This window comes from Candidatus Tisiphia endosymbiont of Myopa tessellatipennis (assembly GCF_964031105.1).
Taxonomy (GTDB): Bacteria; Pseudomonadota; Alphaproteobacteria; order Rickettsiales; family Rickettsiaceae; genus Tisiphia.
This window is the reverse complement of sequence record NZ_OZ035005.1, coordinates 20,648-35,043: the sequence shown is the minus strand read 5'-3', so window position 1 is coordinate 35,043 and position 14,396 is coordinate 20,648. Positions and strand designations below refer to the sequence as shown.

The following is a 14,396-nucleotide window of genomic DNA, read 5'->3' as shown; positions in this document are numbered from 1 at the left end:
CAAGATTTGGAAAAGTTATCTATTTTAAAGAATGAGTTTGGTGATATAATAACGTAACCTCATGAATCCTAGCAAAAACTGAATAAAAGCTTGAAGAATAATCTATGAAAATATTAATCCTTGGTATAACAGGCATGCTTGGTAATGCCATGTTTAGGTTTATGGCTGAAGATCATAACCTTAACGTTTACGGGACAGCTAGGAATAATGGTGCTTGCCGTTATTTTTCTGAAGAGTCATCTAAACAACTCATTGCCCCAGTAAATATAGAAAATCATGATTCTCTTATTAAATTATTTGCAACAATTCGACCTGATGTGGTAGTAAATTGTATTGGGCTAATTAAACAACTAGAGGATGCAAATGATTACCTACAAGCACTATCAATTAATGCTTTGCTTCCTCATAGACTTAGTATAATATGTCAAGCTATAGGCTCTCGTTTTATACATGTTAGTACAGATTGTGTATTTTCTGGGTCTAAGGGTAACTATACAGAGAGTGATTTTGCAGATGCTAATGATCTCTATGGTCGTTCAAAGTTTTTAGGGGAAGTAAGTTATCCTAACACTATAACACTTCGTACTTCAATTATCGGACATGAGTTATCGGGAGGTAAGAGTCTCATTGGCTGGTTTCTTGCACAAAAAAAACAAGTTAGAGGGTTTGTCCAAGCCGTGTTCTCTGGACTTCCAACTATTGAATTAGCAAGAATAGTTCGTGACATCGTTATACCGCGACCCGATATGTGTGGACTTTATCATGTCGCAGCAAAACCGATCAATAAATATGATTTGTTAAAACTTGTGGCTAGTACTTATAAAAAAACAATCGAAATAATTCCATCTAATGAACTGGTCATTGATCGCTCACTTAATGCCGAGCTTTTTAATAAGGCAACGGGATATGCACCGCCTGAGTGGTCAGAGTTAATTCAACGTATGTATAAATTTAAATAAAAGGTAAGAATGTTTGTTAATAAAATTTTAATGATTACTGGAGGTACGGGGTCATTTGGTAACACAGTGATGAAACGATTACTAGAAAGTGATATTAAAGAAATTCGCATATTCAGTCGGGATGAAAAAAAACAAGAAGATATGAGGATTGCTTTCAATAATCCAAAGCTTAAGTTTTATATTGGGGACGTAAGAAATTATGATAGTATTTACTATGCTATGAAAAATGTTAATTATGTGTTCCATGCTGCAGCCTTGAAGCAAGTTCCATCATGTGAATTTTATCCGATGGAAGCAGTACGAACTAATGTACTGGGAGCTGAAAATATGATGAATGCAGCTATTGCCAATGGTGTTGAGCGGGTTGTGGTACTCAGTACTGATAAGGCGGTATATCCTATCAATGCCATGGGTTTATCAAAAGCAATGATGGAAAAATTGTTGATAGCTAAAGCTCGAATGAGTTCTAAAGGAGATACTATCCTGTGTTGTACTCGTTATGGTAATGTAATGGCTTCCCGGGGTTCAGTAATACCTCTTTTTGTTAATCAAATTAAAGAGGGGAAACCGCTAACTATTACCGACCCAAATATGACACGTTTCTTAATGTCACTTGAAGATTCTGTAAATTTAGTGTTATATGCTTTTGAACATGGTCAACAAGGTGATATTTTTGTGCAGAAATCTCCAGCTTCAACGATTGAAGTATTAGCTCATGCTATAAAAGGATTATTTAATGCTAATAATGAGATTCGTTTAATTGGTGTGCGTCATGGAGAAAAGATCTATGAATCTTTGATTTCTTGTGAGGAGATGGTTAAAGCTGAAGATTTAGGAAATTATTACAAGATTCCTGCTGATAATCGTGATCTCAATTATTCAAAGTTTTTTGTAGAAGGAGATCTAAACGTTGCTTCTTTAACTGACTATACATCATCTAATACAGAAAGATTGAATATAGAACAAGTTAAAAAACTTTTACTAACACTTGACTTCATTAAAGAGCAACTTAATGCTTAAAGTAATGACCATTATTGGTACTCGCCCAGAACTTATTAAAATGTCTAGAGTAATTTCTGAGTTTGATGAGTATACTAATCATATTTTGGTTCATACAGGGCAAAATTTTGATTATGAACTAAATCAGGTTTTCTTTGACGATCTTAACATTCGTAAACCAGATTATTTTTTAGAAGCTGCTGTTAGTGGTAATGCAACACAAACCATTGCACGCATTATTGAGAAAACTGATGAGGTTTTAGGAAAAGAACAACCAAATGCATTGTTGCTTTATGGTGATACGAACTCCTGCCTTTCAGTTATCGCAGCCAAAAGGCAAAAGATACCAGTTTTTCACATGGAAGCTGGCAACCGTTGTTTTGATCAAAGAGTACCAGAAGAGCTAAATCGTAAAGTAGTTGACCATTTAAGCGACATCAATATAGTTCTAACTGAACATGCCCGTCGTTACCTTATTGCCGAAGGTGTATCGCCAGAGCGAATTATCAAGTCTGGTTCGCATATGCAAGAAGTGTTAGGTTATTTTATGCCTAAAGTGCATCTATCAAATGTGCTAGATAGGCTAGAACTTCAAGCTCATCAATATTTTTTAGTCAGTATTCATCGTGAAGAGAATGTAGATGTGTCAGCCAATTTACAGGACTTACTTAATACTTTACAGATGTTGGTTAAAGAATATGATATGCCCGTGATTGTATCAACACATCCTCGTACACGTCAGCTGTTAGAAAAATTAGGTATTAAAGGTTTGGATAAACAAATTCGGTTTTTAAAACCATTCGGTTTTCTAGATTACATAAAATTGCAAATGGAGGCTTTTTGTATTTTATCTGATAGTGGTACAATTACTGAGGAAGCTTCTCTTCTTAAATTACCAGCAATTACCATTCGTAATACTCACGAAAGACCTGAGGGGATGGATGAAGGTGTTTTGATAATGAGTGGTCTTAAAGTAGAAAAGGTTCTAGATGCTGTGCGTATTGTAACCAAACAACATAGTAAATATAGTCATTTACAAACAATCGTTTCAGATTATAATGCTGGCTTAGTATCTCAAAAAATACTCCGTATCGTTTTGAGCTACGTGGATTATATTAATAGAGTTGTGTGGTTTAAGTGAATTAGTACCACCTAAATGTACATAAAGGTTTGTATGACTAGAATATCTCAGGCTAATTTGCCTTGTCGGTTCTCTCAATCTCAAATGAAAGAGTTTGCACTACTTGCAAGCAATAAGATTATTGATGCAAAAAATAATGGTATGTATTATCTTGAGCCATTTAAACACCTAGTAATCGATAATTTTTTACATGCTGATTTAGCTCAAAGTTGTTTAGATAATTTTCCTTCCCCTAATGAAGATATATGGGATAGAAGCTATGATGAAAATATTGAGATAAAACAAAGGACTATATGGAAATCAGAATTTGATATACCGGAAGCTATTGTTGATACTATTCGTTTGCTCAATTCGTCTATATTTCTTTTAGCCTTATCAGAGACTTTTAATATTAGAAAACTTGTGCCTGATCCATATTTTACTGGTGGAGGGCTTAATGTCACAATGCCAAATGGTTTATTAGATGTACATGTTGATGGTAATTATCATGATGCAACGGGACTTAATCGTCGTATGAATGTTATTATATATTTGAACCCAAAATGGCAAGAAGGATGGGGAGGAGAATTTGGAATCTATAATAATAATGGCGAGAATTGTTTAAAAAAGCTTGCTCCATTATTTAATCGTCTTGTTGCATTTAATACGCACGATAAAAGCTATCATGGTTTACCAGATCCATGTAAATTTCCAGAAGGTGAATATCGTAAATCGATCATTTTATATTACTATACAAAAGCCCCTCGGGAATCTATTAATAATATTATTGACAAACCTCATAGAGCTCTGTGGAAAAAACGTAATTTTACTGATAAGGATGGTAATATTATTAGAGAATATAGCTGAGATTTTATGAGTAGTAGTTTAATGAAGATACTGCAAGTGAATGGATACGAATCACCAGGTCGTAGATTTAGTGGATTATCTATAACACCACTTCTCAAAAAATATGGTATTGAATCTCGTCATTTAATTTGGGAGAAGGATACTCAAAATCCAGAAATACTAACTTTTGAAGGAGCAATAGCTCGAAAAATTAATCGGGTAATTAATAAAATAGAACGAATTACTTCTTTACAGTCAGTACTGCATTTGAACGCTTCGCGAATGATCAAAATGCCGACCTTTAAAGAAGCTGATCTTATTCACCTTCATATTATAAGTTCAGGATATTTTTCTATATCAGATTTATCAAAGATTACCAAGCTAAAGCCAACGGTTTGGACTTTACATGATCCTTGGGCTATGACAGGACATTGTATTCATCCGTTTGATTGTAAACGTTGGATGACTGGTTGTGGTAATTGTCCTGACCTGACTAGCCATATACCACTTGCTAAGGATAATACTAGATTTTTATTTAATTATAAGCGTGCAGCTTACAAGAGATCTGATTTCGATATCATTGTAGCCTCAAAATGGATGCAAGATATGGTTAATAATTCACCAATGTTTGAGAATAAACTAGTTCATTTAGTGCCATTTGGGTTAGATTTAAACTTCTTTTCTGCTGCTGCTTGTCCAAATGCACGAAAGCTATTTGATATTCCTGAAAATGCTTTGGTAATATGCTTTCGGGTAGAGCAAAATGAGTTTAAAGGAGTACCTTATATTATTCAGGCACTCGAACGTATTAAGTCAAAGCAGCCAATTTGCTTATTGACTTTGAGTAGTGGAGGAGCATTATTACAGCAATTTGCCGACCGATTCCAGATAGTAAATCTTGGTTGGACTAATGATGAAGAATTAGTGCGGGAGGCATTGGTAGCTGCAGATATTTTTTTAATGCCATCAGTTGCAGAAGCATTTGGCATGATGGCAATTGAAGCAATGGCTTGCGGTAAACCTGTAATTGTTTTTGAAAGTACTTCATTGCCTGACGTTACTTTTGCTCCAGATATTGGTTTGGCAGTACCTATGCGTGATGGAGAAGCTTTGTACTTAGCACTACAACACTTAATTGATAATCCGGATGAATGTAAACGGCGAGGACAAAAAGGTAGAATGATGGCTGAATTGCATTATGGAGATGAAGCCCAAGCTAAAAAGTTAGCTGATATTTATAATAGGGTTGTTGATAGATGAAAATTTTACTTTTAACAGATATGCCTCCTTGTCATAATTTTACTGCAGGATTAGTGCTAGACCGTTTAATACGGTTTTTACCAATTGAACAAATTGCAATTTGCTCAATTGTACACCCCCACCTTAAACCAATCATACCTAAAGAATTAGAGATAATTCCTCACCTTAAATTGATAAAACCTCGGGAAATGGCTCCGAGGAGATTATGGGGCAAAGCAGGTAGATTACTAGCACTTGTCTTTGAGTTAATTCAAGCAATGCGGGTAAAATACTCAATATTACCGCAAATTGTTAATTTTGCAAAACAACAGCAAGTTGATGCATTATGGGTGGTGTTGGAAGGTCAAACTATTGTACGTTTAGCTAGACCTCTTTCTTGTAAGTTAGCATTACCATTATTTACTCAAGTATGGGATCCTTTCGAGTGGTGGTTGCGTGAGAATAATATTGATGTATATACTAGGCGACGACTTCTAGCAGAGTTCGATGAGGTCATAAAACATAGTAAGTCATGTGCATCTGCTTCATGGGCAATGTCAAAGACTTATTCGCATAAATACGGTGTGCGTAGTATACCTGTAATTGCTAGTTTACCTAATAAATTTGCCAAGATACCTGCAACAAGACCACATGAGAATAGAAATGAATTTATCATTGCTATAGCAGGACAATTATATGCACAAGATGCATGGCAATGCCTTATTAATACTCTAAATCAAGTTAATTGGTCTATAGCAGGAAGGCGAATTCGTCTTAGAGTCCTTGGGGCTCACTTTCAGGTATATACTCAGACGCCAACTAATTTCGAATATCTAGGATGGCAGTCACAAGAAGAAACCATCAATTTCTTAGAAGATTCAGATCTCCTGTACATGCCGTACTGGTTTTCAGAAGAGTATCGTCTTGAGGTTACCAATAGTTTTCCTGGAAAATTGGTCTCCTATTTTGCCGCTGGTCGTCCTGTTTTTTGTCATGCACCATATTATGCATCACCTACTAGATATATAGCCAAGCATAATGCAGGGATTTTGTGTACATCTATGGATTCTCTAGTTGTTTTGCAAAAACTAGAACATGCTATCCTAAATACAACTTCATATGCAATAGTGACAAAAAATGCTACTGCTTGTTTTTTAATGGACTTTACTTTAGAGCATATGCAAAAAACATTTTTTGAGTTTTTAGGATTAGATAGTGCATCAAAAAATAACTTAAAGAATAAATTCTCTGAAGTATATGATAAGAATATTTTTGGAGGCTCTGTATCACGTTCTGGCGAAGGGTCTGATCTATTACAGACGGAAATTGTTAGAAACGAGATACCAAAGATTATTAGAGAATTTAAAATTAAAACCTTTCTTGATGCTCCATGTGGTGATTGGTATTGGATGCAAAAGACAGAGCTTGAAGTAGAACAATATATTGGAGTTGATATTGTAGATGCTTTGATAGAAAAAAATAAAGAAGAATTTGGTAATACTACAAGAATATTTAAAGTTTTGAATCTAACTAAAGACACTTTACCAATAACTGATCTTATTTTTTCACGAGATTTACTAGTACACCTAAATTTTGAAGATGCATTTAAAGTAATAGCTAATTTTAAAAAATCAGGTGCTACTTATCTATTAACAACAACATTTGTAAATAGAGGGTTAAATGAGGAGCTTAAAGAAACTTTTTGGCGTGTTTTAAACTTGCAACAACCACCGTTTAATTTTCCAAAACCAATTTTATTAGTGAATGAGGGTTGTACAGAAGATGGGGGGTTATATTCTGATAAAAGCTTAGGACTTTGGTTATTAAAGGATATCTCATTATCATTTAGACAAGTTATGTGAGGTATTTCAATGAGCAATAGCCTCTTTTATCCAAAAGTTTCAATCGTTATTCCCGTTTACAACGGTGCTAATTATATGCGTAAAGCAATAGATAGTACAGTTGTTCAGACTTATAAAAATTTAGAAATTTTAGTTGTTAATGATGGATCAAATGATAATGGTGAAACGGAACGTATAGCTTTATCTTATGGTAACAAGATTCGTTATTTTTCCAAACCAAACGGTGGGGTAGCTTCAGCCTTAAATTTGGCAATTAAGGAAATGACAGGAGAGTATTTTTCGTGGCTTAGTCATGATGATGTTTACAATCCAAATAAAATTGAACATCAAATTAATATACTTAATACTCTTCCCAATCGTAATACGATTATTTACGGTGGATATGAAGTTATAGATCATAAATCCAAATCACTGTCTTTTACAAGACCAGATAAAATATTATCAGTGGAAAAATGTAATATCCCATTATTCCCTCTTATGCGAGGATTAATTCATGGATGTACTCTTTTAATACCCATAAAATATTTCCGTGAAATTGGTACTTTTAATGAAACATTATTAACTACCCAGGATTATGCACTTTGGTTTGAGTTTCTACGGATAGCACCTATTCATTTTGATGATCGTATTTTAATTAAAAGTCGTACTCATCTAGACCAAGGAACACATAAAATTACTAGCCATATGAATGAATGTAGTGAATTATGGTCTGGGTTTCTCAGAAGGTTAACTTTAGAAGAAATGACTATAATGGAAGGATCGCCTTATTTATTCCTGCATCGTACTAGTGTTTTTCTTGCAAATGCTTCTTGTTATCAAGCATCTGAACTAGCTGATTCAATGGCTAAGGATATCTTAACCGATATTAAGATTAGTGTAATTATGCCAATTTATAATAGAATTGATTTGGCAATTGAGTCTATAAAGAGTGTTATTGCACAAACTCATAAGTGTTTTGAATTGATTATAGTAGATGATGGTTCTGAAGATGATGTATCTAGGTTGATTGAGGAGTGCAATAAAGATAGTAGAATTAAATATATTCGTAAGGAAAATGCAGGACCAGCAGCGGCACGTAATCTAGGTATTAAACATGCCTCTGGGCAGTACATAGCGTTCATTGATTCTGATGATTTGTTTTATGACAATAAACTTGAGGTTCAATTGAAGTTTATGGAGGATAATAGTTTGTTATTCTCGCATACTTCTTACCATAGAATAGATTGGGTTGGAAATTTGATAAAATATATAAGCTCTGGTACTTTTAGCAAGCAAGTTTTTCCAAATATTATTACTAAATGTCCAATAGCAATGTCTAGTGTAATGGGAAAAACCTCCCTTTTTATGTCAAACAAATTCCCTGAAAATATAAAGATTGGTGAAGATATATGCTTGTGGATATCTATAGCAAGCAAACATGATATAGAAGCAATTGATTTGGCCTTATCATGTGTTAGAGTTAATTATGGAATTAGTAATTGTTTCAATAATAAAAAAATGACAATAAGATTAATTAATATTTCCTTATTTGTTATGAATGATGAATATTTAAGTCAATTTGATAAGCAAGTTAAACCTTTACTATTATCCGCAACAAAGATACCTAGCTTTTCATCAAGTAAATTAATAAAATTTAATGACGTACCTACTGTATTATTTAAGAGTTACAAACCTAATATAATAGTACAATTAATTTTGATGATCGTAAGATCACTGCGTGTAGATGGTTTTAGAATAACGTGGAATAAAATTTGTAGGAAACTAGGTATACTCCAATGATGGTTTTGATACTGTTTTAAGAGACAAGCATTAAATTAGGATTAAAGTAATTCTTCAGCAACCCAATCTCCACCTACTTTACTCTCAAAAGAGCAATTAAAATCAATTTATTTGCAGCTTTTCAGTGGAGAAAATGCTAGAATAGTCTTAGAAGATTTAGCCTACATAAGTGGTGTGTATCGCAGCAATTTCATGCGGCAAGAAAGCAACTACACCGCTTTCAATGAAGGCATGCGAGCTTTGTTTTTGTACATATGCTCGCAAGCGTCAAAAGATGATGGAGTGGATAATATTGAAGGAAATTTATAATGAGGATAGCTTATGAGTACGAATAGTAAAACACTGGTATCGTTAGATTATGCGATTAAATATCTACTCAAAGATAAAGGTGATTATGAAATAATCGAAGGCTTTATTTCGGCTATCCTTAAAGATGCTGGTTACTTACCAGTAAAAATCACCGCTTTACTAGAGAGTGAGAGTAATAAAGAACGTAAAGACTTAAAGAAAAGCGTAGCTGACGTTATCGTTGAAGACCAGCAAGGTCATAAATATATTGTGGAAATAGATCGTTCAACTACCCACACTTTTCTCCACAAAGCTTGCTTTAATAGTTGTCGGTTGATTGTTGATAATATCAGCTCAGATCAGGATTATAGTGATATCAAAAAAATATTTCATATCAACTTAATATATTTTGTGTTGAGCGATATAAGCTCTCCATTATATCACGGTCAGACTATATTTAGAAAAATGGACAGGGAACATCCAGTAGACTTACATCTTGCTGATATGGGTTGTAGGTTTTTTGATGTTCACAATGTATTTCCTGAATATTTTGTTATTTCCGTACCGCTTTTTGATGGTATTATAAAAGATGAGTTGGATGAGTGGTTATATTTTGCCAAACATTCTGAGGTTAAAGATGATTTTAAGTCGCCTTATATGAAGAAAGTAGCAGAACGTCTGAGTGTTCTAAAAATGACTCCAGAAGAACGTCAGCACTATCAGAATTATGTCAATGAATCGCTAAAAGAACGTGATTATATAGTTGCAGCTAGAACTGAAGGTAGAGCTGAAGAAAAAATAGCAATGGCAAAAAAAATGCTAAAAGAAAATTTTTCTATAGAAACTATAAGTAGAATAATAGAACTATCCATAGAAGAAATAGAAGTGCTACGTGAGAATTTGGCTGAAGACACAACTACTGTACTTGACGAAAATTAAATAGGAAGGGTATTGAATTGCTGTATTGGAAAAATAGAACGACCGTTGTTCATAACTGTTGAAAGTTAAAAAAGATATTATTTTTGTAAAAACATATTAGTGGAAGAAATTTTTGGTATATACTGCAAAAAATTGAAGAATTTAGAAGAGAAAATTCTATGTGGATCAAAAACACTAACATTAGTATGATAGTTATGTGGTCAAAACGGTGTCATAGCTGGTTAACAATAATATTTTGTTTAATAATTAACAGCTATTCAACTATTTATGCTTCTAATACAAATATTGCAAATAGATTTGCGACAAAAATTGCTATTGTAGATATACACTCTATTCTAGAACATTCTGTAGCAATCCAGTCTATAAGAAAATCTGTAGACCAAATAAGCGAGAAAATTCGACAAGATCTATCAAAGAAGGATGGGGAACTAAAAGAAATAGAGAATCTATTAATGGGAAAACGTAACTCTTTAAGTGAATCAGCTTTTGAACAAGAATTTAGTCTTTTTGAAAAGGAAATAAACATAGCACAAAAAGAAATACGAGATAGGAAAGTACGTCTTGAGCAAGCCCATGCTGAAGGTATAGGAAAAGTACAAGAAGCAATAACAAAGATTATAAGTGCTTTAGCAGAAAAGTATAATCTTGATCTAGTTATACCTAGTACTCAAATTTTATTTGCTAAAAATAGTCTGAATATTACACAAGAAGTGATAGCAGAACTAAATAATAAATTAAAACATGTTACAATTAAATACGAATAATTTGTTATAGAGGTTTATCAATGACAGAATTTACTCCCATTACAGTAGCTTATGGTGATGGTATAGGTCCAGAAATAATGCAAGCAGTACTGTATATTTTAAAAGAAGCTGAAGCAAGAATACGTATAGAAATGGTGGAAGTAGGAGAGAAATTATACCAGAAGCATTATACTTCAGGGATAGCACAAGATACTTGGGAATCATTGGCAAGAACTAAGATTCTTCTAAAAGCCCCTATTACCACTCCTTTAGGTGGTGGGTATAAAAGTTTAAATGTAACTCTTAGAAAAGCCCTCTCTCTTTATGCCAATGTTCGCCCTTCTATTTCTTATGCTCCTTTTGTTAAAACACTTCATCCAAACTTAAATACGGTTATAGTACGAGAAAATGTTGAAGACTTATATGCTGGAATTGAATATCGCCAAACTCACAATGTTTATGAATCTCTTAAACTAATCAGCAAAGTTGGTAGTGAAAGAATTATTAGATATGCCTTTGAATATGCGATAAAAAATAACCGTAAAAAAGTCACATGTTTTAGTAAAGATAATATTATGAAACTTTCTGACGGAATTTTTCATAAAGTTTTTGATGAAATTGCGAGTGAATATAAGCAGATTCAAAGTGACTATTATATAATAGATATAGGCACTGCAAGACTGGCAACTCAGCCAGGATTATTTGACGTCGTTGTAACTTCAAATCTGTATGGGGATATTATATCTGACGTAGTGGCAGAAATTTCTGGATCAGTAGGACTTAGCGGTTCTGCTAATATAGGTCAAAATTATGCTTTATTTGAAGCGGTACATGGCTCTGCCCCGGATATTGCAGATCGTAACTTGGCTAATCCTTCTGGTTTACTTAACGCAGTAATTATGATGCTAATTCATATTAAGCAAAAGGATATTGCTGCATTAATAGAAAATGCTTGGAAAAAAACCATTGAGGACGGAGTTCATACTGGGGATATCTATGATGAGAAAATATCTAGTAAAAAAGTTGGAACTAAGGAATTTGCTGATGAAGTAGTGAAAAGACTAGGCTCCAAACCTTCTAAGCTCGCAGCAGCTGCATATTCATCATCAACTGCACAAGAAACTATTGACACGATATATTCGATTAATACTAAAGAAGCTAAAGAATTGGTAGGTAGTGATATATTCATACAGATGGAGGCTTTGACTGCCCATGATGTAGCAGCAAAAATTCAAACTATCAATTTAGGTGACTTAGAATTAAAAACCATAGCTTCCATGGGACTTAAATTATGGCCAAGAGATGAGAGGTTTGAATTACTGTCTGATCATTGGTGTTGCCGCTTTATGGCAAAGAAAGATGGGGAAAGAGTAACGCATTTATCTATAGCCCATTTACTTGAAGCTCTAAGCAAGGCAAAAATAGACTTTATTAAAATTGAAAATCTATTTGAATTTGATGGGAAAGCTGGATATTCGCTTGCTCAAGGAGAATAGAATATTTATGTTTTTTGTTATCGGTTATGGATTAATCTTACTCGGAATTATAGCAATATTTTCCGGGATTGTTGGACTTTTTAGATTTCCTGATTTCTATACAAAAATTCATGCTGCTAGTGTAATTGAATGTTGCGGCGTACCTTTATCACTTGTTGGTCTTGCATTTTTACAACATGATTTTACCAGCTCTTTTAAATTAGTTTTTGCCTCTATATTGATTTTAATATTAAACCCGGTATCTACTCATGCAATTGGCAAGGCTGCTTTATTAGAAAAAACTAACCTAAAATGATTGATCGCTTATTTATGATACCAGAAATAATAAATTTTCAACTAGCTAGCTGGTTGCTTATGGTAATCCTTATAATGCTTGCCATCGTATCAATTAAGATTATATTTTGTAATTCTTTATTAGAAACAGTAGTAATAAATTCTGTTTTTAGCTTACTTATTGGTTTATCTTATCTTCTTATGGACGCTCTAGACGTGGCAATGACTGAGGTAGCTCTAGGTAGCTGTTTGTCTAGTTGTGTCTTCCTAAGCTTTCTCACTAGATTGCAAGACATACAGAAATGTGATCTTAAACCAACACGAGTAATAAGTTCATCAATTATATGTTTAATGTTCATAGTAACATTTAGCTTTGCAGGACTTGATTTACTAGAATATGGATCTATAGATTCTCCTATACAAAGTCACCTAACCAAATATTATATTGAAAATACTAAAAATGATATTGGTATTCCCTCTTTTGTAGCAGCACTACTAGCTAGCTACAGAGGTTATGATACTCTTGGAGAAACGGCAGTCATTTTAATTGCTGGAATATCGGTATTATTGCTATTTTCACAAAAAAGTAATGAACATGCTTAAAGATTTTATCATTATAAAACATTCTACTCTTTTTATCTTACCTTATATATTTTTATATGGTCTATATATTCAAATTAATGGTGATGCATCACCAGGAGGCGGATTCCAAGCTGGAGCTATATTTGCTTCTATGATAATTGGTTTTGATTTAGTTCATGGTCAGTTCAAATTAAAACAATATTTTTCTACTGATTTACTAGTTGGTATGGCTACTATCGGGGTACTTATCTATGCCATGACCGGTATGGTATCAATATTATTTGACGATAATTACTTAAACTACTATTCTCTTGCAAATGATAAATTATTAGCTCAACATATTGGTATCTTTATCATTGAAATTGGCGTTGGACTTTGCGTTGCATCGGTTATGTGTTTAATATATTCTATAACTCGATAATCAAGTTTTTTAGAATTATTAAAAGATACGTCTATTAGCGAGGAGTCGCTGGAAGCGGCGACGCGGCAATCTTGTGAAGTAGGGACAAGTATTACTTCAAAAGATTGCTACGATGCCGCTTTTCGCGGTTTCTCGCTAATAGACGGTTAAGGAAAAACTTGATTATCGAGTTTAAGCCATAGTAATAGTTATAGAATTTTAATGGATATAAAAACATAATGATTAACAATAAATTAGTACGTAACTATACTTCTGCTTTATTTGATAATGCATTGGCAAGTAGCTTGGAAGATAAAATATTACAGCAGATTACCATTATTAATCAATTTATCGAGGATAATCCGCAAATCAAGGCTGTTATATTTTCTCCTATAGTAAAGGATATTGACAAATGTAAAATAATTGAGTTAATTACAAAAACCTTTAATATCGAATCTATAGTTAAGCGGTTTTTGTTAATATTACTAAGGCATTCACGTATGCCTATTTTATCAAACATAATAGTATTATACCAACAACTACTTAATAACAGCAGAAATATTAAAATGGTAAAAGTAACTTCTTCTAAATCTTTGCAGACTAGAGAGAAAGAATGGTTAACAAAATATTTAGCAGATGACTTTCAGCAGAAGGTTGCTATAAATTTTCGCCAAAGTCAGTCAATTATTGGCGGTATTGTGGTGCAATATGATAGCATAGTTAGGGACTATTCTATTGCTGGAATGTTAGAAAAAATAACGAAAACCTTGAAATCTACAAAGATAACCGGAAGTTCGATGTAACTTGTTATAACTAAACTGGAAAGGTTTTAGCCAAAAACCGTCTATTAGCGAGGAGGCACAAAGTGCCG

Annotated in this window: 12 protein-coding genes and 1 pseudogene; all 13 read left to right on the top strand. The window is 33.4% G+C overall.

All coding sequences use genetic code 11. The annotated features are described in order from the left end of the window. Positions 1 to 104: 104 nt before the first annotated feature. The 13 genes and pseudogenes from AAHN03_RS00160 (at position 105) to atpH (ending at position 14,328) form a co-directional block, all read left to right on the top strand. Entirely contained in the window at positions 105 to 959 is an 855-nt protein-coding gene (locus AAHN03_RS00160; protein ID WP_341761269.1) for an SDR family oxidoreductase, read from the top strand. 9 nt (positions 960 to 968) lie between these two features. Further along, the gene (locus AAHN03_RS00155; protein WP_341761268.1) at positions 969 to 1,979 is read left to right on the top strand and encodes a polysaccharide biosynthesis protein; all 1,011 of its coding nucleotides are present in this window, start codon (positions 969 to 971) and stop codon (positions 1,977 to 1,979) included. Continuing rightward, positions 1,972 to 3,099 carry a non-hydrolyzing UDP-N-acetylglucosamine 2-epimerase gene (gene wecB / locus AAHN03_RS00150; RefSeq protein ID WP_341761267.1) on the top strand — a complete coding sequence of 376 codons (1,128 nt, stop codon included), beginning with the start codon at positions 1,972 to 1,974 and terminating at the stop codon, positions 3,097 to 3,099. Before AAHN03_RS00155 ends, wecB begins: the two co-directional genes overlap by 8 nt. Before the next feature lie 33 nt (positions 3,100 to 3,132). Continuing rightward, the gene (locus AAHN03_RS00145; protein WP_342278706.1) at positions 3,133 to 3,945 is read left to right on the top strand and encodes a 2OG-Fe(II) oxygenase; all 813 of its coding nucleotides are present in this window, start codon (positions 3,133 to 3,135) and stop codon (positions 3,943 to 3,945) included. Positions 3,946 to 3,951: 6 nt separating this feature from the next. After that, positions 3,952 to 5,184: a glycosyltransferase family 4 protein gene (locus AAHN03_RS00140; protein ID WP_342278705.1), complete on the top strand. Its 1,233-nt coding sequence runs from the start codon at positions 3,952 to 3,954 to the stop codon at positions 5,182 to 5,184. Then, positions 5,181 to 7,025: a hypothetical protein gene (locus tag AAHN03_RS00135; protein ID WP_342278704.1), complete on the top strand. Its 1,845-nt coding sequence runs from the start codon at positions 5,181 to 5,183 to the stop codon at positions 7,023 to 7,025. Before AAHN03_RS00140 ends, AAHN03_RS00135 begins: the two co-directional genes overlap by 4 nt. 9 nt (positions 7,026 to 7,034) lie before the next feature. Beyond that, entirely contained in the window at positions 7,035 to 8,804 is a 1,770-nt protein-coding gene (locus tag AAHN03_RS00130; protein ID WP_341761263.1) for a glycosyltransferase family 2 protein, read from the top strand. Between the two features lie 321 nt (positions 8,805 to 9,125). Continuing rightward, on the top strand, positions 9,126 to 10,031 hold the full coding sequence (locus tag AAHN03_RS00125) for an Rpn family recombination-promoting nuclease/putative transposase (RefSeq protein ID WP_341763240.1): 906 nt from the start codon (positions 9,126 to 9,128) through the stop codon (positions 10,029 to 10,031). A 194-nt stretch (positions 10,032 to 10,225) separates the two neighbouring features. Further along, positions 10,226 to 10,795: an OmpH family outer membrane protein gene (locus AAHN03_RS00120; RefSeq protein ID WP_342278703.1), complete on the top strand. Its 570-nt coding sequence runs from the start codon at positions 10,226 to 10,228 to the stop codon at positions 10,793 to 10,795. A 20-nt stretch (positions 10,796 to 10,815) separates the two neighbouring features. Further along, positions 10,816 to 12,270 (top strand): NADP-dependent isocitrate dehydrogenase, encoded by a 1,455-nt coding sequence (locus AAHN03_RS00115; RefSeq protein WP_342278702.1) that lies wholly within the window; start codon positions 10,816 to 10,818, stop codon positions 12,268 to 12,270. 7 nt (positions 12,271 to 12,277) lie between these two features. Next, a complete protein-coding gene (locus AAHN03_RS00110; RefSeq protein WP_342278701.1) occupies positions 12,278 to 12,565 on the top strand; it encodes a Na+/H+ antiporter subunit G in 288 nt (95 codons plus the stop codon). Next, positions 12,562 to 13,546, top strand: a pseudogene (locus AAHN03_RS00105) (DUF4040 domain-containing protein). Before AAHN03_RS00110 ends, AAHN03_RS00105 begins: the two are co-directional and overlap by 4 nt. Before the next feature lie 218 nt (positions 13,547 to 13,764). Then, positions 13,765 to 14,328 carry an ATP synthase F1 subunit delta gene (gene atpH, locus AAHN03_RS00100; protein WP_342278700.1) on the top strand — a complete coding sequence of 188 codons (564 nt, stop codon included), beginning with the start codon at positions 13,765 to 13,767 and terminating at the stop codon, positions 14,326 to 14,328. Positions 14,329 to 14,396: the final 68 nt, after the last annotated feature.